Source organism: Mesorhizobium sp. LNHC221B00, from assembly GCF_000502935.1.
Classification (GTDB): domain Bacteria; phylum Pseudomonadota; class Alphaproteobacteria; order Rhizobiales; family Rhizobiaceae; genus Mesorhizobium; species Mesorhizobium opportunistum.
The window spans coordinates 259,357-282,412 of sequence record NZ_AYWR01000004.1 but is presented as its reverse complement, the minus strand read 5'-3'; the positions used below and the strand labels follow the sequence as shown (position 1 = coordinate 282,412).

The following is a 23,056-nucleotide window of genomic DNA, read 5'->3' as shown; positions in this document are numbered from 1 at the left end:
CTATTCCCGGATGAAGGAGAAGCGCCGCTCGAGCCGCCGGCTGGCGAGCGAGAGCGCGTAGTTGACCGCGAAGTAGATGAGCGCGCCCAGTATATAGAGCGGCATCGCCTCATAGGTGCGGCCGATGACCTGGTTGATGGCCTGCATCAGATCGGTGATGCCGAGCAGCGACACGAGCGCGCTGCCCTTGACCGCATCGGTGACGCCGTTGATCCACGGCGGCAGGAAGCGCCGGAAAGCCTGCGGGAAGATGACGTAGGCCAGTCGCTGGCGGAAGGTCAGCCCGATCGCCATCGCCGCTTCGGACTGGTCCTTCGGGATGGAGCCGACGGCGCCGCGCACATATTCGACCACTTGCGCCGTCTTGAACAAGGTGAGCGCGAACACGGCGGCCCAGAACGATGGCAGATGAAGCCCGATCGCCGGCAGGCCGTAATAGACGAAGAACATCAGCACCAGGATCGGGATGCCGCGGATGGTGTCCGAGAAGATGCGCACCGCCCAGCGCAACGGAGTGGGGCCATAGACCAGGCCGACCCCCAACAGGACACCGGCGAGGAGCGACAGGACGACGACCAGCAGTGACACCCACAAGGTCACGGCGAAGCCTTCGGCGAGGAACGGCAAGGCGTAGAAGATCTGGCCAAGCATGTCAGCGCGCCGCCCTGAACCGGCGCTCGACGAGCCTGAGCGCGAAAAGCAGGGCATAGCCGGTGACCAGATACATGGCCGTGGTGACCAGATAGACCTCGACGATGCGGAAGGTGTTGAAGTTGATCCACTGGGCGCCGTAGGTGAGCTCCGGCACCGAGATGACCGAGGCGATCGAGGTGTCCTTGAACAGCGATATGAAGGTGTTGGACAGCGCCGGCAGCGTGATGCGCAGCATGGTCGGCAGGCGCACATGCAGTAGCCTCTGCCACGGTGTCAGCCCGATCGCCTTGCCTGCATCGAGCTGGCCGCGCGGGACGGCTTCGAGGCCCGAGCGAAACACCTCGACCAGATAGGCGCCGCTATAGACCGACAGCGTCAGGACGAACGATGTCGGCGCGCTGTAGGCGAGGTCGACCACGGTCGGCAAGCCGTAGAAGACGAGATAGACCAGCAGGATCAGCGGTACATTGCGGATGAATTCGACGTAGGCGGCGATCACCGCCCGCACCACGCGTCCGGCCGAGACATACCAGACCGCGAGCACCAGCCCGATGACGACGCCGATGGCGATCGAGATGACGGCAAGCTCGAGGCTGAGCAGCAGTCCGCCCCACAGCTTGTCAAAATGCCGCCAGATCAGGTTGAAATTGAGGGCATAGCCCATGCGTCCGCCTCGGTGTGAAGGGCGTCGGAAGAAAAGCGGAAGGGCGAATGCCGCCCCTCCGCCTGCTGGGTCAGATGACCGGGAAGCCCGGGTGGCGCGCCGGCGGCTCCTGGCCGAAATAGTCCTTGAAGGCAGCGTCGTAGAGCGCTGATTCATGGCCGAACATGGCGATGGTGAAGGTCTGGTCGACGAAGGTCAGCCAATCGAGATCGCCTTGCCGCAGGGCCGCGCCATAGAGCATCGAGTACCAGCTTTTGCCGGCATCGAAATATTTGTCGGGATTGCNCCTTGCCGCAGGGCCGCGCCATAGAGCATCGAGTACCAGCTTTTGCCGGCATCGAAATATTTGTCGGGATTGCGCGAGGCGAGCCAGCGCACGGTGGAGAGATCGACCGCGGCCGCATCGACACGCTTGGACTCCAAGGCTTGCAGCACGTTGGCCTGGGTATCGATCTGCATCACTTGCGCCTGCGGCAAGGCATAATGGACCGAAGGTTCCGCATCGACGTTCTGCAGGATCGAGATGCGCGTCGCCGAACCGCCGGCAAGCAATTTGTCGAAGGTCTTGTTCTCGGCGTTGGGAAGCGTCAGCAAGGCGACGCCTTCGACGTAATACGGCCTGGTGAAGTTGATCAGCTGCGAGCGCTGCGCCGTCATCGTCATGAACTGGATGGTGATGTCGACCTTGTTGGTGGTGACGTTGGGAATGCGCTGCGCCGGATCCTGCATGACGAACTCGACCTTGGTCGGATCGTCGAAAAGGCCCTTGGCCAGGATGCGCCCCATGGTGATATCCATGCCGACCAGTTCGCCGGCATCGTTCTCGAAATGCCAGGGCGCGTTGGTGCTGCCGGTGCCGACGATGAGCTTGCCGCGGTCGAGCACGGTGCGCAGCAAGCTGTCGGACGCTGCCTGGGCGGCGGCCTTCTGGGCATCGACGGTTGCCAAAACGCCGGCCGTCGCCAGTCCCGCCATTCCCAATTTCAGAAAATCACGTCTTCCGGATGTGTCGTTCACGGCGACCTCCTTTCGTGTTGTGTTCCCCTATGCACAGGCAAGACACGTCATTGTTTTCACAGCGATTGTCTCTTACAAGAGACGTATGTATCCTGTACAAGACAGATACTAACATCAGGAACCGACAATGCAAGATGGCAATGCCCTGGCTGTTTCAGCCGGCGAGAAGATTTCCGGCTCTCGGGAAAAGGGTCTCAACCGGGTGCTCGAAATCCTGGAGTTTCTTCATACGACGCAGCGCGCCATCGGCATCGGCGACCTTGCCAAGGGGGTGAACGCACCGCGCTCGACGATCTACACGCTGGTGCGATCGCTGGTCGACGCCGGCCTGCTGGAAATGGAAGGCGACGGCAACCGCGTCTATTTCGGCAAGAAGCTCTACCTCTACGGGATGGATTATGTGCGCGGTAACGACCTGATGCGGCGCGGGCGCCAGGAGGTCGACAATCTGTCGCGCGAGACCGGCGAGACCTCGGAACTGTGCATGTTGCAAAGTGGCCGCTACACCATCGTCCATGCGAGCCCGGGTACCAGGCCGTTCCGCATCAGTTCGGCCACCGGCCTGCAGATACCGCTGCCGTGGACCGCTTCGGGGCGGCTGCTGCTGGCGGGGCTGGACAGGGCCGCGATCGAAGCCATGGTATCGGACGACGATCTCGTGCTGCCCGACGGGCGCAAGCTCAAGCTCGACGATTTCGTCGCCGACATCGCCAAGGCGCGGGTCACCGGCTACTGCGTCACTTCGGGGCTGGTCGATGCCTATACGAAATGCCTTGCCGTGCCGGTCTTTTCAGCGCCGGGCAAGGTCGAGGCGACGATGTGCCTGGTGGTTCCCATCGATACCACCGATGAGCGGACCGCCAGCCTCATCGGCCTGCTGCGCGAGCGCGCCGCCAGGCTATCGATCGCCGGATAGGCGAAGCATGATGGAGGACGCCTGGTGCCCGCGGCTCAAGCGATGATGTCGGGGATGATCTTGTCTTCCAACGCCATCAGCCGATCCTTGAGAACCAGTTTCTTCTTCTTCATGCGCTGGATTTGCAGCGGATCGCAACCCATGGCGATCATCGCGTTGATCGCCGCGTCGAAATCGGCGTGTTCCTGCTTCAGCCGGGAAAATTCGAGGCGAATATCGGCCTGTTCCTGATCGGACATTCTCTACCGTCTGCACGTCTGCGGCGCCCAAAAACTGGGCCTGATTGGGCGGGGGCGGCAATTTCTGCCACCGGCGCGCAGGCCATATCACATTTCACATTGTCGTGGAATGCTACCACGCAGCATTCGACATCCCAGCCGGAAGGTGGCACAGTGTCATTGTGCCGTCACAGAAGCGACCTGCGGTGGACGTGCCTTTGACGGCTGCAATCGAGGAAACCATGAAAGGGAGAACCAATCATGTCTCTTGCATCCCATCTTGATGAGTTGCAGCGGAAACACGGCGACATCGAACGCGAGATCGATGACGCGATGAACCACCCGTCGGTGGACGACCTCGAAATCGTGAATCTCAAGCGACGCAAGCTGGCACTCAAGGACGAGATTGAAAAACTGAGGGCGACCACGCATTGACGCTCACCTGATATAGCCGCTCGCCATTTGCGGTTTTCCTTGCCGGCGGCAAGCGCCGCCGGTGTGAGTTTTGATTTTCACCGCTCCACCATGAGCCGCAGCTAATATCTCTACCGGTCTCACTTTTTGACCCCGGGTCGTGGACCGTTTCAGGTCCCCGGCGGGGATCAATCGCTGCCAGTGGCGACCTGTCGCCATTGACAAGCCATCTTTGCTCATCCACCTCATGCCCGAACTTCAGCGTATCGGCCCCGGGGAGCGTTCGTGCGTCCAAGTGGACGCACGGGCCTTCAGAGACAAAAGGCTGCCGGCATGACCGGATATTTTTCCTTTCCCTTCCCTCGCCGCACCTCGGTCGGCGTCGATGTCGGCGGCGTGGTCGTCGGCGGCGGCGCGCCGGTCGTCGTGCAGTCGATGACCAACACCGATACCGCCGACATCGACCAGACGGTCGCGCAGGTCGCGGCGCTGCACCGCGCCGGCTCCGAGATCGTGCGCATCACCGTCGACCGCGACGAGAGCGCGGCCGCCGTGCCGCGTATTCACGAGCGCTTGCTGCGGCTTGGCATCAACGTGCCGCTGGTCGGCGACTTCCACTATATCGGCCACAAGCTTCTGACCGACCATCCGGCCTGCGCCGAGGCGCTGGCCAAATACCGCATCAATCCCGGCAATGTCGGCTTCAAGGACAAGAAGGACCGGCAGTTCGCGGCGATCGTCGAAATGGCGATCAGGTACGACAAGCCGGTACGCATCGGGGTGAACTGGGGCTCGCTCGATCAGGAGCTTTTGACCCAGCTGATGGACGACAACCAGGACAAGGGTTTCCCGCTGACCGCGCAGGAAGTCACTCGCGAGGCGATCGTGCAGTCGGCGATCCTGTCGGCCGAGATGGCCGAAGAGATCGGCCTTGGTCGGGAGAAGATCATCCTGTCGGCCAAGGTCAGCGGCGTGCAGGACCTGATCGCGGTCTATACCGAACTTGCCACCCGCTCCAACCACGCGCTGCATCTCGGCCTGACCGAAGCCGGCATGGGTTCGAAAGGCATCGTCGCCTCGTCCGCCGCGATGGGCATCCTCTTGCAGCAAGGCATCGGCGATACCATCCGCATCTCGCTGACGCCGGAGCCGAATGGCGACCGCACGCGTGAGGTGCAGGTGTCGCAGGAGCTGCTGCAGACCATGGGTTTCCGGCAGTTCGTGCCGATCGTCGCCGCTTGCCCCGGCTGCGGCCGCACCACCTCCACCGTGTTCCAGGAACTCGCCCAGAACATCCAGGCGGACCTGCGCAAGAACATGCCGGTGTGGCGTGAAAAATACCCCGGTGTCGAGAACCTCAAGGTCGCGGTGATGGGCTGCATCGTCAACGGCCCGGGTGAATCCAAGCATGCCGATATCGGCATTTCGCTGCCCGGCACCGGTGAGACGCCGACGGCTCCCGTCTTCGTCGACGGCAAGAAGGCGGCGACATTGCGAGGGCCGTCGATCGCATCGGATTTCGAGAAAATGGTCGCCGACTATATCGAGCAGAGGTTCGGTCGCGGCGGCAAGGCCGCGGCAGAGTAGGGCAAATGCAGCGTTTCCTCTGGGTGGCGCTGATTTCCCTGTGCGGGCTGGCCTGGTCGACGATGGTTCAGGCGGACCCGCCGCAATCGGCCAAGCAAAGGCTGATCGACAAGGTCTGCAACCTGATCCAGGCCCATGCCGACCAGAACGGGCTGCCCCGGGATTTCTTCGCCCGGCTGATCTGGAAGGAAAGCCGGTTCGATCCCAACGCGGTCAGCCCCGTCGGCGCCGAAGGCATCGCCCAGTTCATGCCGGGCACCGCCAAGATGCGCGGGCTCGCCAATTCCTTCGACATCAACCAGGCGATCCCGGCGTCGGCGAAATACCTGGCCGAAATGAAAGTCAGCTACGGCAATCTCGGCCTGGCGGCGGCCGCCTACAATGCCGGCGAAAGCCGGGTGTCGCGCTGGCTGGGTTCGGGCGGTTTCCTGCCGATGGAGACCGAGAGCTATGTCTTCGACGTCATGGGCGAGCCGGTCGACAAGTTCACCGACCGTGCCTATGCCGGTAAGGTCGAACCCCTCGACGCAAAGAGGGATTTTGCCGCCGCCTGCCGCAAGCTGCCGGTGATCATGTCGAGGACCGTCGCGATGGCTTCGATCAACGTCAAGCCGTGGGGCGTCCAGGTGGCGGGCAATTTCCGCCGCAGCGCGGCGATCGGCCAATGGCTGCGGGTGAGAGGCCGTTTCCCGGCCCTGCTCAGCGGCCATGACCCGGTGGTGAGCCGTGTGCGTACGCCGATCGGCCGGCGCGGCATCTATGCCGTCAGGATCGGGGTGAATGACCGCGCCGACGCCAATCTCATCTGCCAAAAACTGCAGAGCGTCGGCGGAGCCTGCGTGGTGGTGCGCAACCGATAGCCGACCCGTCGCATCCAGCAACAATTTCGACTATCGGCGGCGATCGATTGCCGGGCTTGCCCTGCCTCAAACACGACAAGAGCGGCCATATGTTCGACGCCTATATTATCTGCGGCACGCCGAGAACCGGGAGCACTTTGCTGTGCAAGCTGCTGGCCTCCACCGGGGCATCAGGCGATCCTCACTCCTTCTACCGGCGGCAGGATGTGACGGAGTGGGCGCAGGAGTGGAAACTGCCAGCCCGCGAGACGATGGACGAGCTCGAATTCAGTGTTGCCTATCTCAATGCGGCAATCGCTGCAGGGAAGGGCGGGACAGGCATCTTTGGCCTACGCCTGATGCGCGAAAACCTGGATGAGCTTTCAGGGATCCTCGACCGGATTTTTCCTGGGCTTGCGTCGGACACAGCGCGCTTCGAAATGGCCTTTGGTCGTATCCTCTACATACATCTGTCGCGCGAGGACAAGCTGGCGCAGGCTGTCTCGCTGGTGAAGGCGCAGCAGACCGGCCTTTGGCATGTCGCGCCCGACGGAACCGAGATCGAGAGGGTCGGAATTCCCGGGCAACCTCGGTATGATTTCCAGCGGATCAAGGGCGAGCTCACCGAGCTTGAAGCGTATGACGCGGCCTGGAACACATGGTTCGCAAAACACGGCGTCACCCCGTTGCGGGTAGGCTATGAGCGCCTTTCCGCCGATCCGGCCGCGGCGTTGCTAGCCATCTGCGAAGCCCTGGGCGTTCAAGCGCCTGACGCCGAGGCGGTGCGGCCGGGCGTCGCAAAGCTCTCCGACGAGACGAGCCTGGACTGGATGCACCGCTTTCATGTGGACGCAGCTGTCTGAGGTGTCGATGGAGGGTGCTCAGGCCGTCTTGGCCACCACCGTCTCGCTCAGCCATGTGCCGATCTTGGCGCCGAGGCGATCGGGTGAAACCGGCTTGGGCAGATAGTCGTCCATGCCGGCCTCGATGCATTTGTCCCGGTCGCCCTTCAGCGCATGCGCGGTGACGCCGATGATCGGGATGTGGCCGCCCGAAGAGGTCTCGATCGCCCGGATGGCGAGGGTCGCTTCATAGCCGTTCATCTCGGGCATCGAGACGTCCATCAGGATCAGCCTGGGTCGCAGCGACCGGTACATCTCGACCGCCGTGCGGCCATTGCCGGCGATGCGGTAGCTGAGGCCCAGGCCGTTGAGGATCTGGCCGAACACAAGCTGGTTCACGTCATTATCCTCGGCAATGAGGATGTCGATCGGCCCGTTCGGCGTGGCGGTGGATTCCGGCGCCGGGACCACGGGCAAGGCGGGGCCACGGATGACGGTGAAGGGGAGCGGTGCCGCCTGGGGCTGAGGCTGGACAGGCTCGCGCGTGAATTGCGCCTTGCCGACCTGGGAGCGGGCCTTCTGGATGACCGAGATGACGGTGCCGAGCAGAACCGCGGAGCGCGCCGGCTTGGTCAGATGCGCGGCAATGCCGAAGTCGATGATCATCTTGCCGAAATCGACCTGGTCGACCGAGGTCAGGATGACGATAGGGATGGCCGACAGCCGGCTGTCGGCGGCAATGGCCCGCGCGACGTCGGCACCGTTCATGCCGGGCATCTGGTAGTCGAGGATGATGCAGTCGACGGCGGCACCCAGCTGGTAGGCGCGGTCGAGGAAGGCCAGTCCCACCGCGCCGCTTTCGGCGGCGGCGCAGTCGAAGCTCCAGCTCCTCAGCTGTTCGAGCAGGATCTCGCGGTTGACCGGATTGTCGTCGATGACCAGCACGCGGGCGCCGGTGACGTCCACCGGCACGATCTCGTCGCGCGAGCCGTATTCGACCGCTTCGCCGAAATACATCACCATCACGNGGTTGACCGGATTGTCGTCGATGACCAGCACGCGGGCGCCGGTGACGTCCACCGGCACGATCTCGTCGCGCGCCTGGGCAGTGTGAAGGGGCAGCGGCACTGCGAACCAGAACACCGAGCCGCGGCCGATCTGCTCTCGACGCCGATCTTTCCGGCCATCAGGTCGACGAGACGGGCGGCGATGGCAAGTCCAAGCCCGGTGCCTTCGTGGCGGCGGGTCGACGATCCGTCGACCTGGGCGAACTTCTCGAACACGTTCTGCAGCTTCTCGGCCGGGATGCCGATGCCGGTGTCCTCGACACGCAGCTTGAGCTGGACGACGCCGTTGACGGTCTCGCCGCCGACATCGATCAGCACATGGCCCTTCTCGGTGAACTTCACCGCATTGCCGACCAGGTTGGTGACGATCTGCCGGAACCGGCCGGCGTCGCCGACGACATAGGCCGGCAGGCGCGGGTCGACACGCACGATCAGCTCGAGGTTCTTTTCGGCGACGCGCGCCGATACCAGCGTCGCCACGTCCTCGACCGCTTCGGAAAGGCGGAAGGGTGCGGGGTCCAGCGTCAGCTGGCCGGCATTGATCTTGGAAAAATCGAGAATGTCGTTGATGATGGTGAGCAGCGCGTTGCCCGATTTGACGATCACGTCGGTGAAGGTCTTCTGGCGAGCGGTCAGTTCGGTTTTGGCCAGGAGTTCGGCCATGCCGAGCACGCCGTTCATCGGCGTGCGGATCTCGTGGCTCATATTGGCCAGGAATTCTGACTTGGCACGGTCGGCGGCCTCGGCCTTGAACAGGGATTCGGCCGATTGGGCAAAGGCGCGGCGGATCGCCTGTTCCATCGGCCGGAAGATCCAGAAGGCGACGACGGCCAGGACCGCGAACAAAAGGCCGCTCGCCCAGAGCAGCAGCCGGTCGCTGGCGATATCGGCCAGGTGACGCTCTTCATCCATGGCGGTGCGGACGCGGACCAGCATGGGTTGGACGAACAGATCGTTCTGGTTGCGGATTTCGCGGGAGCTCCATTCGTCGGTCTTTTGCGCCACCGACATCAGGTTGAAGTTGCGCACCATGTCGCGCGGCGACCAGAACAGGTCGCCGTTGACGGAGGCCGCTTCGAGCTCGTTGAGGGTCCCTGCGGACAGGCGCGACCGGATCGCGGCGAGCTGCGCGCTCAGCGTTTCGATCTCGCCGGTCAGGCGCTCCGAATGGCCACGCGCCGCGGTGGTCAGGGCATCGCGCGTTTCTGCCCGCCAGGCGGAGCTGGTTGTCTCGGAGAAGCTGGTTGCGTTGCGCAGGTCGCGGGTGAAGATCACGAGATTGGCGCTCAGCGCATCGACCTCATGGCGGAAGGAATTGACGCGATTGAGCGCGAAAATGATGATGGCCGAAGCCAGCGCGAAGGCCAACAATCCTGAAAGATAACGAATCCGGACCAATCGGATGAAGGAAGAATATTCCGGCATGCGCAACCCCAACACATACGCATTATTTTAGTGGTCGGGATTACGCTTCATTTACATTAAGATTTCGTTCGCGCGGACCGGCGAGTTGCTCGACAACGGAGTAGCGAGATCAGATCGATGCCGTGATGCCGCCATCGACATAGAGGATATGGCCGTTGACAAAGGACGAGGCATCGGAGGCGAGGAAGACACAAGCCCCGACCAGCTCCTCGACCTTGCCCCAGCGGCCGGCCGGCGTGCGCTTTTCAAGCCATTCGGTGAATGCCGGGTCGGCGACCAGTGCGGCATTCAGCGGCGTGTCGAAATAGCCGGGCGCGATGGCGTTGCATTGCAGGCCGAACCTGGCCCAGTCCGTCGCCATGCCTTTGGTCAAATTGCCGACCGCGCCTTTGGTCGCCGTGTAGGGCGCGATGCCGGGGCGGGCAAGCGCCGTCTGGACGCTGGCGATGTTGATGATCTTGCCGCGCCCACGACGGATCATGTGCCGGGCGACGGCCTGGCCGACATGGAAGACGCTGGCGACATTGGTCTGCAGCAGGCGTTCGAACGCGTCGGCGGGAAAGTCCTCGAGCGGCGTGCGGAATTGCATGCCGGCATTGTTCACCAATATGTCGATCGGCCCGCCGGACAGCTCGAAACTGTCGATCGCGGAGCGGACCGCGTCATGGTCGGTGGCGTCGAAGGCGAGCGTTTCCGCCCCGCCGATCTGCGCTGCCGCGGCGTCGAGCTTTTCCGCGTCACGGCCGTTGAGGATCACCGCGGCGCCGGCTTGGCGCAGCCCTTTGGCCAAAGCGAACCCGATGCCTTGCGAGGAGCCGGTTACCAGCGCCCGGCGCCCGGCGAGATCGAACAGATTGGATGACATCTACGCTGATCTCCGTTGGTTCTCGCCATGCGGTCCCGATATCGGCGCCCGCCGTCAGTTGTTCCGCGTCGCGACGAATGTGGCGGCTGCCTTCAGCAACGCCGCCTGTTCGCCATAGGGTTCGAGCAACGTGTGCGCCTGCTCGACAAGCCCGTGCAACTGGCTTCGCGCCCAGTTCGTCCCGTGCAGCGCCACCAGCGTTGCCTTGCCGGCGGCGGCGTCCTTGCCGGTGGCCTTGCCCATCTGGCTGGCGTCGGCCGTCAGGTCGAGCAGGTCGTCGGCAAGCTGGAAGGCAAGGCCGACGGCCGAGCCGNCCGAGCCGTATTCGGCCAGCCGCTCGCGGTCTTCGGCCGGAGCGCCGGCGATGATGGCGCCCGCCTCGCAGGCGAAGCGGATCAGCGCGCCGGTCTTCATCGCCTGCAGCCGGATGATGCCGGCTTCGTCCGGCGACGTGCGCTCGGCCTCGAGGTCGAGCGTCTGGCCGCCGACCATGCCGCCGGCTCCCGCGGCGCGGGCGAGCGCCAGCACAAGGGCAGCCCGCCGCTCGGCCGGCAGCACGGTCGCCTCGCCGGCAATGATGTCGAAGGCCAGCGTCAGCAAGGCATCGCCGGCCAGGATCGCGGTCGCCTCGTCGAAGGCCTTGTGCACTGTCGGCTGGCCACGGCGCAGATCGTCGTCGTCCATCGCCGGCAGGTCGTCATGGATCAGCGAATAGCAGTGCACGCATTCAAGTGCCGCTGCGACGCGCAGCGCCGCCTCGCCATCGGCTGAAAAAAGCGCCGCGCTTTCCATCACCAGGAAAGGACGCAGGCGCTTGCCGCCGTTCAGCACGCCATGGCGCATCGCCGCCATCAGACGGCCGGGCCGCGCGATCTCACCTGTAAGCGGACGGTCGTCGAGCAGCCGCCGCAGCAGTACCTCGACGGCGGCTGCCCGCCTGATGAGCGCCATTTCGAACGCCATTTCGTCGTCATTCGTCATGGCCGGGAGCGGTAGCCGACACTCAGACGTTGCGCAAGAAGGCAAGCGCCATTATGCCGGGGGCAGGGAGAAGCACGGGTTGGGCGGCTTGGCGGAACCGATCGTCGATCATGAAACCGAAAAGCTGGACATGGCGCCGAGATCGCGCGGCGTGAACCGCCGCAGTCTCAGACGCTGGGTCCGGCGTGGCATCGTCGTGGCCGCCGTACTGGCGCTCATCCCGGTGGTATTCACCTTTCTTTACCTGCCACCCTTCGTGCATCCGGTGTCGACGCTGATGCTGAAGGATCTGACGACATTCTCCGGCTATGACCGGCGCTGGGTATCGATCGACGATGTCGCGCCGGTGCTGGCCCATTCGGTCATCATGTCGGAGGACGGACAGTTCTGCTTCCACCGCGGCGTCGATCTCGGCGAACTCAGGGGCGTCGTCGACGACGCGCTGGCCGGCGAGGCGACGCGCGGTGCCTCGACCATCACCATGCAGACGGTGAAGAACCTTTTCCTGTGGTCGCGGCCGCTGGGCTCGGTGCGCAAGGTCGTCGAACTGCCGCTGGCCGTCTACTTCGACGCGGTGATGTCGAAACGGCGCATCATGGAGATCTATCTCAACATCGCCGAATGGGGACCGGGCATCTATGGCATCGAGGCCGCGGCGCAGCACCATTTCGGCGTTTCGGCAAAACAGCTGTCCAGACGGCAGGCGGCACTTCTGGCCGTCACACTGCCAAACCCGATCGCCCGCAACCCGGCGAAACCCGGGCCGGGTCTGAGAAGGCTTGCCAATCTGATCGAACGCAGGGCCGGCCGTTCCGGCGCCTATGTCGGTTGTCTCCGGTAGGCTTGCTCAAAAAAATTCACGGCAGCGCTGGCCAAAACAGCATCAGGCGTGTATAGGCACCCGACTTTCTCAGATTTAGGCCCCGACATGGCCCTTTCACGAGGGCGGGCGGGGCTTTTGACCATGTAGTGGAGCATATCCATGGCCGTTCCGAAACGCAAAACCTCTCCGTCCAAGCGCGGCATGCGCCGCTCGGCCGACGCCCTCAAGGCCCCGACCTATGTCGAGGACAAGAATTCCGGCGAAATGCGCCGCCCGCACCACATCGACCTGAAGACCGGCATGTATCGCGGTCGCCAGGTGCTGACCCCCAAGGAAAGCTGAGACCAGCTTTTCCCACGGTTTTGGTTGCAAAAAAAGACCGGCCAGTGGCCGGTCTTTTTGCGTTTGGAGGGCGTCCGGGCCGGCATGGCCTATGCCAAAGGCAAGGCGGTCGGTGGCGATATTCACCGGAGTGACCTTGCTGTACTGGGGTTTGAACGCTTTCGTCGCCGCCATTTCATGTGGCTGAAACACCCGGGACCCGGCCGCTCGAGCCGCGGATGATGGCGAAGGCGAGGCAACAGAGGAGACCCCATGTCCAAGCTGACCGTCACGCCGCGCACCGTCTTCCAGACATTCCTGGACTTTCCGCTGGTCGAGGATCTCGACCGTTTGAGTGCCGATGTCGCCATCATCGGCATGCCTTACGGCGCGCCCTATACGATCGACGAGACCATCAACGACCAGACCAATGCGCCGACCGCGGTGCGGCGTGCCTCGCAACGTATCAGCCTTGGGCTCGATCGCTATGATTTCGACATTGGCGGCACCCTGTTCGACGGGCAGGACGTCAAGGTGGTCGATGCCGGCGACGTGCCGGGCGAAGCGTCCGATTCCACCGGGCATTACGCCAGAGCCGAGGCGGCGATCCGCAAGATACGTGCCGCCGGCGCGCTGCCGATCACCATCGGCGGCGACCACGGCATTCCGATCCCGATCTTCCGGGCGCTCGATGGGGAGGGGCCGATCACGCTGGTGCAGATCGATGCCCATCTCGACTGGCGCGACAATGTCAACGGCGTCAAGGAAGGGTACTCCAGCCCGATCCGACGGGCATCCGAAATGGCGCATATCGAGGCGATCTTCCAGCTCGGCATTCGCGGCCAGGGCAGCGCCCGCATGGAAGAAGTCGAAGCGGCACGCGCCTACGGCTCCAACATCATCACCGCTGGCCAGTGGCAGGAAATCGGCACGGCGGCCCTGCTCGAGCGCATTCCCGATGGCGGCCGTTACTACCTCACGATCGACGCCGACGGTCTCGATCCGGCCGTGATGCCGGCGGTGGAGGGACCGTCGCCCGGCGGCGTCACCTATCGCCAGACGATCGACCTGATCAAGGGGCTGTTCGCCAAGGGCGAAGTGGTCGGCGTCGACATCGTCGAGATCGCGCCGGCACGCGATATCAACGAGATCACGTCGATGACGGCAGGCAACATCATCCTCAATGTCATCGGTGCCGCCGTTCGCGCCGGTCAATTCAAGCGCCAGAACTGAAAATCAAGCGCTAGAACTGAAACCCTGTCAGCCGGGCAACGGCTGACAGGGTTGTTGCACCCGGTCTTCGACCGTGTTTGCGGCTTTGCACGAAAAATCTTGACGGCGTGCCTGCGGCGCATTCTACAGAAGATGCCCCCATATGGAGACGCCAGATGTTCGGTGCCGTCCCGCTCTTGATCGTGCCTTTCATTCTCTACAATCTTGGACTGCTCGGAATTTTCGGCGGCGGTGACGATCCGTGGGCGAGCGAGGTGTTCTCGTTCCGCATGATGTCGGGCGGGGTGTTCTCGATGACGCTCGGCGACCTGATGATATTGATCGGGCTGATCTTCCTGTTCCTCGAAATGGTGAAGTCGGCGCGCACCACCAGCGCCTCGATCATGGATCATCTCCTGTCGACGCTGGTCTTCGTCGCGTTCCTGGTCGAGTTCCTGCTGGTGAAGGGCGCGGCGCACTCCATCTTCTTCACGCTGATGATCATCGCGCTGTTCGATGTGCTGGCCGGATTCGCGGTGTCGATGCGGTCGGCCAGCCGGGACATCAACGTCAACTAGAACCGATGCCTCAGCCGGGATCGGCGGCAAAGCCGGCGGCCTCGATGCCGGCGATGGCCGCGGCCTCGTCGTTGTCCGACGTATCGCCGGAAATGCCGACGGCACCAATGACGGCACCGGCCTTGTCGCGGATCAGCACGCCGCCGACCACCGGCAGAACGCGTCCGCCCGACACGTCGGAGATGCCGGCGACGAGATGCGGGCGCTCCTTGGCGAAGGCCTCGACCTTGCGCGAACCCATGCCGATGGCCAGCGCGCCATAGGCCTTGCCGGCCGACATTTGCGGGCGCAGGAACGAGGCGCCGTCCTGGCGCTGGAAGGCGACCAGATGTCCGCCGGCATCNCGGCCGACATTTGCGGGCGCAGGAACGAGGCGCCGTCCTGGCGCTGGAAGGCGACCAGATGTCCGCCGGCATCGAGCACCGAGACGCCAAGCGGCTTGAGCTTGAGATCAGCGCCCTTGGCGAAGGCCGCGGCGATGATGTCATTGGCTTCTTCCAGCGGCAGTGCGGTCATTGCAGTCTCCTGTTTGAAATGAGTCAATCTTCGACCGCCAGCCGGATGAAGCAATCCCGCTTTCGGTTGAAATTGCTTCTCGTGAAGCAGTGTGATGGACGGCCGTGGAGCGAGATGGACCCGATATGCGATCGACAATCGTTCGGTTCAGAACCAGGTCGAAGCTGCTGGCGGCGCCGTGCGTTACTTTTTCTTGGCGCGGGCGGGCTTCTTGGCGGGCACTGCCGGCGCGTTGGCAAGGTCTTCGGCTTCCTTGGCGAGCCGCAGCGCGCGCAGCTTGTCGGTCTTGGCCTTGCGGGCGTCGCTCTCGGCCACATATTCCGCCATCGCCTTCTGGCGGACGGTCGCTGCTTCTTCCTGCTTCTTGAAGCGCAGATCGGCGCGCGCGCGGGCCGTATCCCTGGAGTTCTCAACCAACAGCCTGTCCAATCCCGTAAAGTGCGTTTTCCGCCTCTTGTAGCAGAGGCGGCCTCTCAACGGGGAAAATAGTTGGTCACGCGGCCGGGCTCGCGGCGCGCGCCTTGCTGGCGACGACGGCCTCATAGGCCGCTTGCAGGGTCGCCCGCACGGATGGGCCGGCCGTCGGGGCGGCCGGTTCGCCGAGGTGCTCATGGCGCAACTCGTCCATGAATTTTTCCCACATCGGCGGTCCGCCCTTTTCCAGAAGCTCGGCGCGGATCGACAATTCCTCGCTGGTCGGCAGCCAGACGCGACCCCAGGCGCCGAGATGGGCAAGGATCGGCACCAGCGTGATGGCCATCTCGGTCAGGCTGTAGATCGCCTTCTGCTTGTGCGAGGGGTCGTCGGCCTTGGTCAGCATGCCCAATTCCATCAGCCGCTTCAGCCGGTCGGCGAGGATGTTGGAGGCGATGCCTTCCATCGATCCGTTGAGCAGTTCGCGAAAATGGCGCCTGCCGCCGAAAATCATGTCGCGGAGGATGACCAGGCTCCAGCGGTCGCCGAACACTTCCAGCGACAGGTTGATCGGACAGCCGGACCGGCGATCAAGGCTCATTCGATTCTCTCCACAAAACCAGTTGCATTATCGTATCAGTTTTATTATGGTGCAACCGATTGCAAAATGCAATCGGATTGGGAGGCCATACCATGACGACGATCAATCACCCGGAGATCATATCCGAAGCTTTCGGTGATCCTGAAAGTCCCCCGCTGCTGCTGATCATGGGCGCGATGGCCTCGATGCTCTGGTGGCCGGAGGCGCTTTGCCGGAAACTCGCCGATGCCGGCCTCTACGTGATCCGCTACGACAATCGCGATACCGGCCGCTCGACCAAATATCCGCCCGGCGAGCTGCCCTACACATTCGACGACATGGCCGATGATGCGATCGGTGTCCTCGACAGCCATGGCATCGGCAAGGCGCATATCGCCGGCATGTCGATGGGTGGGATGATCGCGCAACGCGTGGCGCTCAAGCATCCCTCCCGTGTCGCGTCGCTGATCGTGATCAGCAGCTCGCCGATGGGCATGGACACCTCGCATCTGCCGCATATGATCGATGCTTACGCCGAGCATTCGGCCGAGGGCGCTGGTGTCGACTGGTCGGATCGCGGCCAGGTGATCGAATTCATGGTACGGGATATCAGGGCGATCGCCAGCACGGCGCATCCCTTCGACGAGGCCGGAATGAGAGACTTTATCGAACGGGATTATGACCGTTCCGGTGGTTTCCTGAGCGCCACCAACCACTTCCTGCTGAAGGGGAGCGACGAATGGAACGGCCGCCTGCACGAGATGACGGCGCCGTTGCTGGTCATCCACGGCACGACCGATCCGATCTTTCCGGTCGAGCATGGCGAGGCACTGGCGAAGGCGGTCGCCGGCGCGAAACTCCTGCGCGTCGAAGGCGGCGGACACGAGATGCATCCGCAAGACTGGCCGGCGATTGCCGCCGCCATTGTCGCGCATATCCGATCCAATTGAGACGTCCCGGGCGAGCCTTGACGGACAAGGCTTGCCGCAATAGTTAAGTAAACGCTTCAGTGTTCAAAGCGCAGGCATCCGGCCTCCGATAAACCAGAAACGGACGAGAAAAGAATGTCCCTGACCCTTCACTTCCATCCTCTGGCCTCCTTCTGCTGGAAGCCGCTGATCGCGCTTTACGAGAACCGCACGCCATTCACGCCAGTCATCGTCAATCTCGGCGATGCCGGTTCCCGCGGCGCCTTCCTGAAGATTTCGCCGACCGGCAAGATGCCGGCGCTGCGTGACGATGCGCGCGACCGCAGTTTGCTGGAATCGACCATCGTCGTCGAATATCTGGCCGCGCACTATCCGGGCCCGGTCGAACTCGTTCCCGCCGATATCGACCAGGCGCTGGCGGTCCGCCAAGCCGATCGCTTCTATGATTTCTATGTGCAGGAGCCGATGCAGAAGATCGTCGGCGACCGGTTGCGGCCGCAGGACAAGACCGATCCATTCGGCGTCGAGCAGGCACGCGACCAGCTGCGCAATTCCTACGCCATCGTCGAGCAGGAGATGCAGTCGAAGGTCTGGGCGATGGGCGATGCCTTCACCATGGCCGATTGCGCGGCCTCTCCGGCGCTCTTCTATGCCAACAAGGTGGAACCGTTCGGCGACAAATACCCGGCCGTGAAAGGCTATCACGACCGCTTGCTGCAGCGCCCCGCCTTCAGCAGGGTGATCGAGGAGGCGCAGCCCTACTTCAAGCTCTTCCCCTACAATAACGGCTGACCGCGATGCTGCACGATGCCGCCCAGCTCGACCTGATGTTCCAGGCGCTCGCCGATCCGGCGCGGCGGCAGATGGTCGACCGGCTGTCGCGCGGCCCTGCCTCGGTCAGCCAGCTGGCCGAGCCGCTGGCGATGTCGCTGTCGGCCGTCGTCCAGCACCTGAACCTCCTGGAGGCAAGCGGGCTGGTGCGCACGCGCAAGGTTGGGCGGGTGCGGACCTGCCAGATCGAGCCGAAAGCCTTGAGAGCGGCCGAACACTGGATCAACGAGCGACGTCTGTCCTGGGAGCGCCGGCTGGATCGGCTCGGCGACTTTCTCGCCGAAAGTTGAAACGAAGCAGGAGACGATCATGCCCGGCAAAACAGATCGGACCACCGCTGCGACGTTTTCATTCCACAGAATCAATCCAGCTGACCAACAAGGACGCATTCCATGACCGAACGATCCGTTGTCCACTCCACCTTCGTCATCGAGCGACTCTATCCGGCGCCGCCGTCGAAAGTCTTCTTCGCGCTCAGCAACCCGGACGCCAAGCGGCGCTGGTTCACCGATCCCGACAACCCGATGCCCGGCCGTTTTGAATTGGACTTTCGCGTCGGCGGCAAGGAGGTCAATGCCGGCGGGCCGAAGGACGGGCCGATCCACGTCTACACCGCCACCTATCAGGACATCGTGCCGGACCAGCGCATCGTCTACAGCTATGACATGCTGTTCGGCGCAACCCGCATCTCGGTATCGTTGGCCACGATCGAACTTCGCGCCGAAGGCAAGGGCACGCGGCTGGTGTTGACCGAGCAGGGTGCTTTCCTCGACGGTCACGACACGTCGGACACACGTGAGCACGGGACCGGGGTGTTGCTCGATTTGCTCGGCGTTTTTTTAAGCTCCGGCAACTGAAGGACGAGAAGCCGGCAAGCACATCAAAAAATCAGGCTTCCCAAAATTGATCGAGCCAGATGTTGAGCCTCAGGAAGCCGGCGTTGCTTACTGTATAGACACGCCGCGTGCCTTCGGCCTTGGCATGGACCAGACCGGCGTCGAGCAAAACTTTCAGATGCTGTGAGACGGCCGGGCGTGAAACCGGCAGCCCGGCTGCCAACTCGTTGACGGTCTTCGGGCCGCGTCGAAGTTCTTCCAGAAGGTGGCGCCGATTAGGGTCGGCGATCGCCATGAAGGCGTCGGAAAACATCATCGCTTATTTGTGGGGCAAAGTCTTTCGAATCTCAACTGCTTGCTTCTGCTTTTCTTCTTGGGTCAAGACGCAGTGCTTCCGGCGTCACGGAGCGGTCGGCCGGCTGGGTCTTGAACGCGTCACGGCCTTCGATCGGCACCGGGGCGCGGCGGCTGATGCGCAGCAGCGTGTAGCCGCCCAGGCAGAGATGCGCGAAGGCGGTTGCCAGGAACAGGCCCTCCGGACGCATCCAGCCCATCAGGGCCGCAGCCAGCAACGGCCCGATCATGGTGCCGAAGCCGTAGAGCAGCAGCAGCCCGCCCGATACCTTGACGAAATCCTCCGACCGGGCGTGGTCGTTGGCATGCGCGACGGCGATCGAATAGAGCGTATAGGCGAAGGCGCCGTAGGCTGCGGTGAAGACGATGACGAAGACACCGGAGCGCGGTTCGAACACGAAGATCATGAGCGCGACGAGCGCCGCGCCGAAGGCGGCACCCGCCAGCACGAAACGACGGTCGGTCTTGTCGGACAGGCGTCCGGCGGGAAGCTGCATGGCGGCGCCGGCAACGACCACGAGGCTCATCATCAAGGCGATTTCCGCCGTGGAGATGCCGATGCGAGCGCCATAGACGGCACCGAGCGTGCCCCAGGCACCATTGGCGATGCCGATCAATAGACAGGCGATCGCGGAGACCGGCGAGTTGGCGTAAAGCCCTTTGACGTCGAGCTTGACGTCCTGCAGCGGCTTGGGGTGCGACGCCGTCGACACCGCGGTCGGGATCAACGACAGGCAGAACAGGATGCCGGTGATCATGAACAGCGACGCCGACTTCACGTCGCCGCCGGCGACGATCATCTGTCCGCCCATGATCGAGGCATAGGTGACCATCATGTAGAGGCCGAAGACGGTGCCGCGGTTCTCGTTGGTGGCTTTCTCGTTCAGCCAGCTCTCGATGACCATGAAGGCGCCGGCCATGGTGAAGCCGGTGAAGGCGCGCAGCAGGATCCAGACATATTCGTCGATGATGAGACCGGTGAGCAGCGCCACGATGGCACCGGAGGCGGCAAAGGCGCCGAAGGCGCGCACATGTCCGGCACGGCGCACGATGCGCGGCGCGAAGAAGCAGCCGGTGACGAAGCCGCCCGCCCAGGCCGTGCCCATCAAGCCGAGCGATGCGGTCGAGAAGCCCTGCACCTGGCCGCGCAGCGGCAGCAGCAGCCCGTGCAGCCCCGATGCCGCCAGCAGGAAGGCGGTGCCGCGAAGCAGGGAAAGGATCGGTCTGTAGGATGCGAGCATTTTTTGATCCGGCTGGACTCTGGAACGGGTGACAGGGTCTGAAGACAGTCGCATTCGGGCTTTTCGGCGGCGGCCCGTGCCACTGACGGATTATCCGCGGCGGAACAGTGCCTCGGCCGCCGACTTGGTGCTGTCCTTGGTTTTGAGTTCCGCCTCCAGCCTGGCGATCTCGTCGCGCAGGATGCCTATCCGCTCCGACAGTTCACCGACGGACAGCAGCGCCAGATCCTGCCCGATTTCGTGCGGGCGCGCCTTCTTCTTGGGTTCGTCGTCGAAGATCGCCATCGTTGCTCCTCCTCCGCCACACCAGATTGGCCATTTGCCTGATTTGGCAATGAGCATACATAGGGCGGGGGTGTCGATGCAAACAGCCGGTAAGAATGCGGCGAGGAAAGACGGGAAACTTCATGGCGAGCGGACAGAAAATTCCGGCAAGGATGACGGCGATCGCAATTTCGGAGCCGGGTGGCCCACGGGTGCTGAAGCCGGAAATGCGCGATGTGCCGCAGCCCGGTCCCGGCGAGATCCTGATCAAGGTGCATGCCGCCGGCGTCAACCGGCCCGACGTGCAGCAGCGCAAGGGCGCCTATCCGCCGCCGCCCGGCGCATCGGACCTGCCGGGCCTGGAGGCGTCGGGTGAAGTCGCCGCCCTTGGCGACGAGATATCGCGCTGGCGCATCGGCGACCGGGTTTGCGCGCTCACCCCTGGCGGCGGCTATGCCGAATACGTCAAAGTCCATGCTGGCAGTGTGCTGCCGCTGCCGGCCGGCTTCACCCACACCGAAGCGGCGGCGGTGCCGGAGAATTACTTCACCGTCTGGCACAATGTGTTCGAACGCGGCGGCCTAAAGAAGGGCGAGACACTGCTTGTGCATGGCGGCTCGTCCGGCATCGGCACCACGGCGATCCAGCTTGCCTCGGCCTTCGGCGCCTATGTCGTCACCACTGCCGGCAGCAAGGAGAAGTGCGACGCCTGCCTGAAGCTCGGTGCCGACCGGGCGATCAATTATCGCGAGGAGGATTTCGTCACGGCGGTCAAGGAGGCGACGGATGGCAAGGGCGCCAATGTCATCCTCGACATGGTCGGCGGCGACTATGTCCAGCGAAACTACGAGGCCGCGGCCGTCGAGGGCCGCATCGTCCAGATCGCCGTGCAGGCCGGTGCTGTCGCCAGCGCCGATTTTTCGAAAATCATGGTCAAGCGGCTGACCCATACGGGTTCGACGCTGAGGCCGCGTACCGTCGAATTCAAGGCGGCGATCGCGGCAGCGCTCGAAGCGCAGGTGTGGCCCCTGCTTGGCACACGCAAGATTGCTCCCGTCATGGACATGATCTTCCCCCTCAGCGAAGCCTGGCGCGCGCACGAGCGGATGGAAGAGGGCGAGCATATCGGCAAGATCGTGCTCGACGTCGGCTAGCAGGCTGTTGAATAGGGCGTATCGACATTCGGTGATGCCTGCCTGGCCGGTATCTCTGCGTCCTGGGTCAGCGCGGCACGCGCCTGCCTACAAGATGAACAGAACCTTAATGGTGCAATGCAGCATTTGCATCATTGCTATGCAAAATCAGCCATTCAAGTCGCCCTCGATGATGACTATTTGAGCATCATCGAAACGAACACCCCATTTGGAGGACTACCATGAACCCGATCCGCGCTTTCCGTAACTGGCGTATGTACAACGAGACCGTGCGTGAACTGAACCGCCTCAACGCACGTCAGCTCAGCGACCTCGGCATCAACCGTGGCGACATCGAACGGATCGCCCGTCAGGCGATCTGACTTCAAGCGTGACCCGGCCACAGGGCCGGGTCCACGCCTGGAAGTAGAGCCGTCGAGACGTTACCCGTCTCCGGTTCCGAACCCGCTGGACACTGTCCGGCGGGTTTTGTCTTTTTGGGCCAAGAAAAAGCGGCCGGTCAACTGTCCCGCGATATCGGCGGCGGCGGGCTTGACCTCAGTTTTCGGCATGGCACTTTTGGCAGGCGGTTGCCGCGGGACGGCGTGGTGGCGCCAAGACCGGAACCCGCCAGCGGAGCCAGATGGTCGCGCTGCTCAACGGCGCCGAGCCGTTCCGTTAGCCACCGGTTCGCGGTTTCCGGCGAGTGCATCCAAAAACGTTGCGAAACGGGCAGGGAACGGTTATACAGGCCGCGAATTTCCCATTTTGGTGGCTCTAAACCACCGCCCGCACGGGAACGCGGGCGAACGAGAAGGATTTTTAAAATGGCCAATACGCTGCTGATGCCCAAGGCGACCGCCGTCTGGCTGGTCGACAACACCGCGCTCTCCTTCGAGCAGATCGCGCAGTTCTGTGGGCTGCATCCGCTCGAGGTCAAGGCGATCGCCGATGGCGAATCGGCGCAAGGCATCAAGGGCATGGACCCGATCATGACCGGCCAGCTGACCCGCGACGAGATCGCGCGCGCCGAGAAGGATGCCAACCATCGGCTGAAGCTCTCGGACCCCAAGGTTCGCGTGCCCGAATCCAAGCGCAAAGGCCCGCGCTATACGCCGCTGTCGAAGCGCCAGGACCGGCCGAATGCCATCCTGTGGCTGGTGCGCAACCACCCCGAACTCAAGGACGCGCAGATTTCGCGCCTCGTCGGCACCACCAAGTCGACGATCGAGCAGATCCGCGAACGCAAGCACTGGAATTCGGCCAACCTGCAGCCGATGGACCCGGTGACGCTGGGCCTTGCCTCGCAGATCGACCTCGACATGGAGGTCAATCGCGCTTCGCGTGGCCGCGAACAGGCGCAGCCGGTCGGCGACACGCTGCTGCCGGCGGCCCTGACCGAGCGGCTGGTGCCGACTGCGGAGAAGCCGAAGGACGAGGACGCCGAACTCGATGCCAACGCCGTGTTCGCCAAGCTCTCGGCACTGAAGTCGAAGGATGAGGATTCCGGCGACGAGGAATGAGCGCCCGCAACA

General features: G+C 63.4%; 26 protein-coding genes and 3 pseudogenes. 16 read left to right on the top strand and 13 right to left on the bottom strand.

The window, feature by feature from the left end; genetic code table 11:
- The 3 genes and pseudogenes from X741_RS158670 to X741_RS01000000166395 all read right to left on the bottom strand — a co-directional run bounded on the left by X741_RS158670 (position 1) and on the right by X741_RS01000000166395 (position 2,293).
- Entirely contained in the window at positions 1-651 is a 651-nt protein-coding gene (locus tag X741_RS158670; RefSeq protein ID WP_023776951.1) for an amino acid ABC transporter permease, read from the bottom strand.
- A gap of 1 nt (position 652) precedes the next feature.
- On the bottom strand, positions 653-1,318 hold the full coding sequence (locus X741_RS158675) for an amino acid ABC transporter permease (RefSeq protein WP_013892595.1): 666 nt from the start codon (positions 1,316-1,318) through the stop codon (positions 653-655).
- Positions 1,319-1,388: 70 nt separating this feature from the next.
- Positions 1,389-2,293 (bottom strand): annotated as a pseudogene (locus tag X741_RS01000000166395) (transporter substrate-binding domain-containing protein).
- 169 nt (positions 2,294-2,462) lie between these two features.
- Here X741_RS01000000166395 and X741_RS158680 point away from each other — a divergent pair.
- The gene (locus X741_RS158680) at positions 2,463-3,251 is read left to right on the top strand and encodes an IclR family transcriptional regulator (RefSeq protein WP_023776950.1); all 789 of its coding nucleotides are present in this window, start codon (positions 2,463-2,465) and stop codon (positions 3,249-3,251) included.
- Positions 3,252-3,286: 35 nt separating this feature from the next.
- Here X741_RS158680 and X741_RS158685 read toward each other — a convergent pair whose 3' ends face one another.
- A complete protein-coding gene (locus tag X741_RS158685; protein WP_013892598.1) occupies positions 3,287-3,490 on the bottom strand; it encodes a YdcH family protein in 204 nt (67 codons plus the stop codon).
- A 240-nt stretch (positions 3,491-3,730) separates the two neighbouring features.
- Between X741_RS158685 and X741_RS1000000168070 the strand changes: the two genes are divergently transcribed.
- The 4 genes from X741_RS1000000168070 (at position 3,731) to X741_RS158700 (ending at position 7,172) form a co-directional block, all read left to right on the top strand.
- Positions 3,731-3,904, top strand: coding sequence for a YdcH family protein (locus tag X741_RS1000000168070; RefSeq protein WP_013892599.1), 174 nt, complete (start codon positions 3,731-3,733; stop codon positions 3,902-3,904).
- A 312-nt stretch (positions 3,905-4,216) separates the two neighbouring features.
- The gene (ispG, locus tag X741_RS158690; RefSeq protein ID WP_023763698.1) at positions 4,217-5,470 is read left to right on the top strand and encodes a flavodoxin-dependent (E)-4-hydroxy-3-methylbut-2-enyl-diphosphate synthase; all 1,254 of its coding nucleotides are present in this window, start codon (positions 4,217-4,219) and stop codon (positions 5,468-5,470) included.
- A 5-nt stretch (positions 5,471-5,475) separates the two neighbouring features.
- Positions 5,476-6,330 carry a lytic transglycosylase domain-containing protein gene (locus tag X741_RS158695; RefSeq protein WP_023776949.1) on the top strand — a complete coding sequence of 285 codons (855 nt, stop codon included), beginning with the start codon at positions 5,476-5,478 and terminating at the stop codon, positions 6,328-6,330.
- Between the two features lie 89 nt (positions 6,331-6,419).
- A complete protein-coding gene (locus X741_RS158700) occupies positions 6,420-7,172 on the top strand; it encodes a Stf0 family sulfotransferase (protein ID WP_023776948.1) in 753 nt (250 codons plus the stop codon).
- An 18-nt stretch (positions 7,173-7,190) separates the two neighbouring features.
- Here the strand turns inward: X741_RS158700 and X741_RS1000000170310 are convergent.
- The 3 genes and pseudogenes from X741_RS1000000170310 to X741_RS158710 all read right to left on the bottom strand — a co-directional run bounded on the left by X741_RS1000000170310 (position 7,191) and on the right by X741_RS158710 (position 11,471).
- A pseudogene (locus X741_RS1000000170310) lies at positions 7,191-9,643 on the bottom strand (response regulator).
- Positions 9,644-9,752: 109 nt separating this feature from the next.
- Positions 9,753-10,508 carry an SDR family oxidoreductase gene (locus X741_RS158705; protein WP_023763702.1) on the bottom strand — a complete coding sequence of 252 codons (756 nt, stop codon included), beginning with the start codon at positions 10,506-10,508 and terminating at the stop codon, positions 9,753-9,755.
- A 54-nt stretch (positions 10,509-10,562) separates the two neighbouring features.
- A complete protein-coding gene (locus X741_RS158710; RefSeq protein ID WP_031249897.1) occupies positions 10,563-11,471 on the bottom strand; it encodes a polyprenyl synthetase family protein in 909 nt (302 codons plus the stop codon).
- 97 nt (positions 11,472-11,568) lie between these two features.
- On the opposite strand from X741_RS158710, the gene X741_RS158715 reads away from it, so the two are divergent.
- From X741_RS158715 to X741_RS158735, 4 genes are all read left to right on the top strand, one after another.
- Entirely contained in the window at positions 11,569-12,330 is a 762-nt protein-coding gene (locus X741_RS158715; RefSeq protein WP_031249896.1) for a transglycosylase domain-containing protein, read from the top strand.
- 141 nt (positions 12,331-12,471) lie between these two features.
- Complete coding sequence (gene rpmF / locus X741_RS158720) at positions 12,472-12,654, top strand: 50S ribosomal protein L32 (protein ID WP_008834724.1); 183 nt, start codon at positions 12,472-12,474, stop codon at positions 12,652-12,654.
- A 252-nt stretch (positions 12,655-12,906) separates the two neighbouring features.
- Positions 12,907-13,866, top strand: a complete 960-nt coding sequence (locus tag X741_RS158730; RefSeq protein ID WP_023776945.1) for an agmatinase — start codon at positions 12,907-12,909, stop codon at positions 13,864-13,866.
- A 155-nt stretch (positions 13,867-14,021) separates the two neighbouring features.
- Positions 14,022-14,423, top strand: a complete 402-nt coding sequence (locus X741_RS158735) for a hypothetical protein (protein ID WP_023776944.1) — start codon at positions 14,022-14,024, stop codon at positions 14,421-14,423.
- Positions 14,424-14,433: 10 nt separating this feature from the next.
- Here X741_RS158735 and X741_RS01000000166385 read toward each other — a convergent pair.
- The 3 genes and pseudogenes from X741_RS01000000166385 to X741_RS158745 form a co-directional block, all read right to left on the bottom strand.
- Positions 14,434-14,939 (bottom strand): annotated as a pseudogene (locus X741_RS01000000166385) (heme-binding protein).
- Between the two features lie 183 nt (positions 14,940-15,122).
- Positions 15,123-15,356 (bottom strand): hypothetical protein, encoded by a 234-nt coding sequence (locus X741_RS158740; RefSeq protein WP_013892611.1) that lies wholly within the window; start codon positions 15,354-15,356, stop codon positions 15,123-15,125.
- A gap of 76 nt (positions 15,357-15,432) precedes the next feature.
- Entirely contained in the window at positions 15,433-15,954 is a 522-nt protein-coding gene (locus tag X741_RS158745) for a helix-turn-helix domain-containing protein (RefSeq protein ID WP_023776943.1), read from the bottom strand.
- A gap of 92 nt (positions 15,955-16,046) precedes the next feature.
- Here X741_RS158745 and X741_RS158750 point away from each other — a divergent pair, with 92 nt between their 5' ends.
- The 4 genes from X741_RS158750 (at position 16,047) to X741_RS158760 (ending at position 18,550) form a co-directional block, all read left to right on the top strand.
- A complete protein-coding gene (locus X741_RS158750) occupies positions 16,047-16,883 on the top strand; it encodes an alpha/beta hydrolase (RefSeq protein ID WP_023776942.1) in 837 nt (278 codons plus the stop codon).
- Between the two features lie 114 nt (positions 16,884-16,997).
- Positions 16,998-17,654: a glutathione S-transferase family protein gene (locus X741_RS158755; protein ID WP_023776941.1), complete on the top strand. Its 657-nt coding sequence runs from the start codon at positions 16,998-17,000 to the stop codon at positions 17,652-17,654.
- A 5-nt stretch (positions 17,655-17,659) separates the two neighbouring features.
- The gene (locus tag X741_RS0134300; protein ID WP_031249895.1) at positions 17,660-17,983 is read left to right on the top strand and encodes a metalloregulator ArsR/SmtB family transcription factor; all 324 of its coding nucleotides are present in this window, start codon (positions 17,660-17,662) and stop codon (positions 17,981-17,983) included.
- 102 nt (positions 17,984-18,085) lie between these two features.
- Entirely contained in the window at positions 18,086-18,550 is a 465-nt protein-coding gene (locus tag X741_RS158760; protein ID WP_023776940.1) for an SRPBCC family protein, read from the top strand.
- A 31-nt stretch (positions 18,551-18,581) separates the two neighbouring features.
- Here X741_RS158760 and X741_RS158765 read toward each other — a convergent pair whose 3' ends face one another.
- The 3 genes from X741_RS158765 to X741_RS158775 form a co-directional block, all read right to left on the bottom strand.
- Complete coding sequence (locus X741_RS158765) at positions 18,582-18,845, bottom strand: metalloregulator ArsR/SmtB family transcription factor (RefSeq protein ID WP_023763711.1); 264 nt, start codon at positions 18,843-18,845, stop codon at positions 18,582-18,584.
- Positions 18,846-18,876: 31 nt separating this feature from the next.
- A complete protein-coding gene (locus X741_RS158770; RefSeq protein WP_023776939.1) occupies positions 18,877-20,124 on the bottom strand; it encodes an MFS transporter in 1,248 nt (415 codons plus the stop codon).
- A gap of 90 nt (positions 20,125-20,214) precedes the next feature.
- The gene (locus tag X741_RS158775; RefSeq protein WP_023763713.1) at positions 20,215-20,409 is read right to left on the bottom strand and encodes a DUF1192 domain-containing protein; all 195 of its coding nucleotides are present in this window, start codon (positions 20,407-20,409) and stop codon (positions 20,215-20,217) included.
- A 122-nt stretch (positions 20,410-20,531) separates the two neighbouring features.
- On the opposite strand from X741_RS158775, the gene X741_RS158780 reads away from it, so the two are divergent.
- From X741_RS158780 to X741_RS158785, 3 genes are all read left to right on the top strand, one after another.
- Entirely contained in the window at positions 20,532-21,542 is a 1,011-nt protein-coding gene (locus X741_RS158780; protein WP_031249894.1) for an NAD(P)H-quinone oxidoreductase, read from the top strand.
- A 221-nt stretch (positions 21,543-21,763) separates the two neighbouring features.
- Positions 21,764-21,904, top strand: a complete 141-nt coding sequence (locus X741_RS1000000168055) for a DUF1127 domain-containing protein (RefSeq protein ID WP_013892619.1) — start codon at positions 21,764-21,766, stop codon at positions 21,902-21,904.
- Positions 21,905-22,348: 444 nt separating this feature from the next.
- The gene (locus tag X741_RS158785; protein ID WP_023776937.1) at positions 22,349-23,044 is read left to right on the top strand and encodes a DUF1013 domain-containing protein; all 696 of its coding nucleotides are present in this window, start codon (positions 22,349-22,351) and stop codon (positions 23,042-23,044) included.
- Positions 23,045-23,056: the final 12 nt, after the last annotated feature.

What these genes read in the sequence shown, in the direction of transcription:
- X741_RS158670 (WP_023776951.1), bottom strand. Translation starts at nt 651, where the DNA reads ATGCTTGGCCAGATCTTCTACGCCTTGCCGTTCCTCGCCGAAGGCTTC.
- X741_RS158675 (WP_013892595.1), bottom strand. Translation starts at nt 1,318, where the DNA reads ATGGGCTATGCCCTCAATTTCAACCTGATCTGGCGGCATTTTGACAAG.
- X741_RS158680 (WP_023776950.1), top strand. Translation starts at nt 2,463, where the DNA reads ATGCAAGATGGCAATGCCCTGGCTGTTTCAGCCGGCGAGAAGATTTCC.
- X741_RS158685 (WP_013892598.1), bottom strand. Translation starts at nt 3,490, where the DNA reads ATGTCCGATCAGGAACAGGCCGATATTCGCCTCGAATTTTCCCGGCTG.
- X741_RS1000000168070 (WP_013892599.1), top strand. Translation starts at nt 3,731, where the DNA reads ATGTCTCTTGCATCCCATCTTGATGAGTTGCAGCGGAAACACGGCGAC.
- ispG (WP_023763698.1), top strand. Translation starts at nt 4,217, where the DNA reads ATGACCGGATATTTTTCCTTTCCCTTCCCTCGCCGCACCTCGGTCGGC.
- X741_RS158695 (WP_023776949.1), top strand. Translation starts at nt 5,476, where the DNA reads ATGCAGCGTTTCCTCTGGGTGGCGCTGATTTCCCTGTGCGGGCTGGCC.
- X741_RS158700 (WP_023776948.1), top strand. Translation starts at nt 6,420, where the DNA reads ATGTTCGACGCCTATATTATCTGCGGCACGCCGAGAACCGGGAGCACT.
- X741_RS158705 (WP_023763702.1), bottom strand. Translation starts at nt 10,508, where the DNA reads ATGTCATCCAATCTGTTCGATCTCGCCGGGCGCCGGGCGCTGGTAACC.
- rpmF (WP_008834724.1), top strand. Translation starts at nt 12,472, where the DNA reads ATGGCCGTTCCGAAACGCAAAACCTCTCCGTCCAAGCGCGGCATGCGC.
- X741_RS158730 (WP_023776945.1), top strand. Translation starts at nt 12,907, where the DNA reads ATGTCCAAGCTGACCGTCACGCCGCGCACCGTCTTCCAGACATTCCTG.
- X741_RS158735 (WP_023776944.1), top strand. Translation starts at nt 14,022, where the DNA reads ATGTTCGGTGCCGTCCCGCTCTTGATCGTGCCTTTCATTCTCTACAAT.
- X741_RS158745 (WP_023776943.1), bottom strand. Translation starts at nt 15,954, where the DNA reads ATGAGCCTTGATCGCCGGTCCGGCTGTCCGATCAACCTGTCGCTGGAA.
- X741_RS158750 (WP_023776942.1), top strand. Translation starts at nt 16,047, where the DNA reads ATGACGACGATCAATCACCCGGAGATCATATCCGAAGCTTTCGGTGAT.
- X741_RS158755 (WP_023776941.1), top strand. Translation starts at nt 16,998, where the DNA reads ATGTCCCTGACCCTTCACTTCCATCCTCTGGCCTCCTTCTGCTGGAAG.
- X741_RS0134300 (WP_031249895.1), top strand. Translation starts at nt 17,660, where the DNA reads ATGCTGCACGATGCCGCCCAGCTCGACCTGATGTTCCAGGCGCTCGCC.
- X741_RS158760 (WP_023776940.1), top strand. Translation starts at nt 18,086, where the DNA reads ATGACCGAACGATCCGTTGTCCACTCCACCTTCGTCATCGAGCGACTC.
- X741_RS158765 (WP_023763711.1), bottom strand. Translation starts at nt 18,845, where the DNA reads ATGATGTTTTCCGACGCCTTCATGGCGATCGCCGACCCTAATCGGCGC.
- X741_RS158770 (WP_023776939.1), bottom strand. Translation starts at nt 20,124, where the DNA reads ATGCTCGCATCCTACAGACCGATCCTTTCCCTGCTTCGCGGCACCGCC.
- X741_RS158775 (WP_023763713.1), bottom strand. Translation starts at nt 20,409, where the DNA reads ATGGCGATCTTCGACGACGAACCCAAGAAGAAGGCGCGCCCGCACGAA.
- X741_RS158780 (WP_031249894.1), top strand. Translation starts at nt 20,532, where the DNA reads ATGGCGAGCGGACAGAAAATTCCGGCAAGGATGACGGCGATCGCAATT.
- X741_RS1000000168055 (WP_013892619.1), top strand. Translation starts at nt 21,764, where the DNA reads ATGAACCCGATCCGCGCTTTCCGTAACTGGCGTATGTACAACGAGACC.
- X741_RS158785 (WP_023776937.1), top strand. Translation starts at nt 22,349, where the DNA reads ATGGCCAATACGCTGCTGATGCCCAAGGCGACCGCCGTCTGGCTGGTC.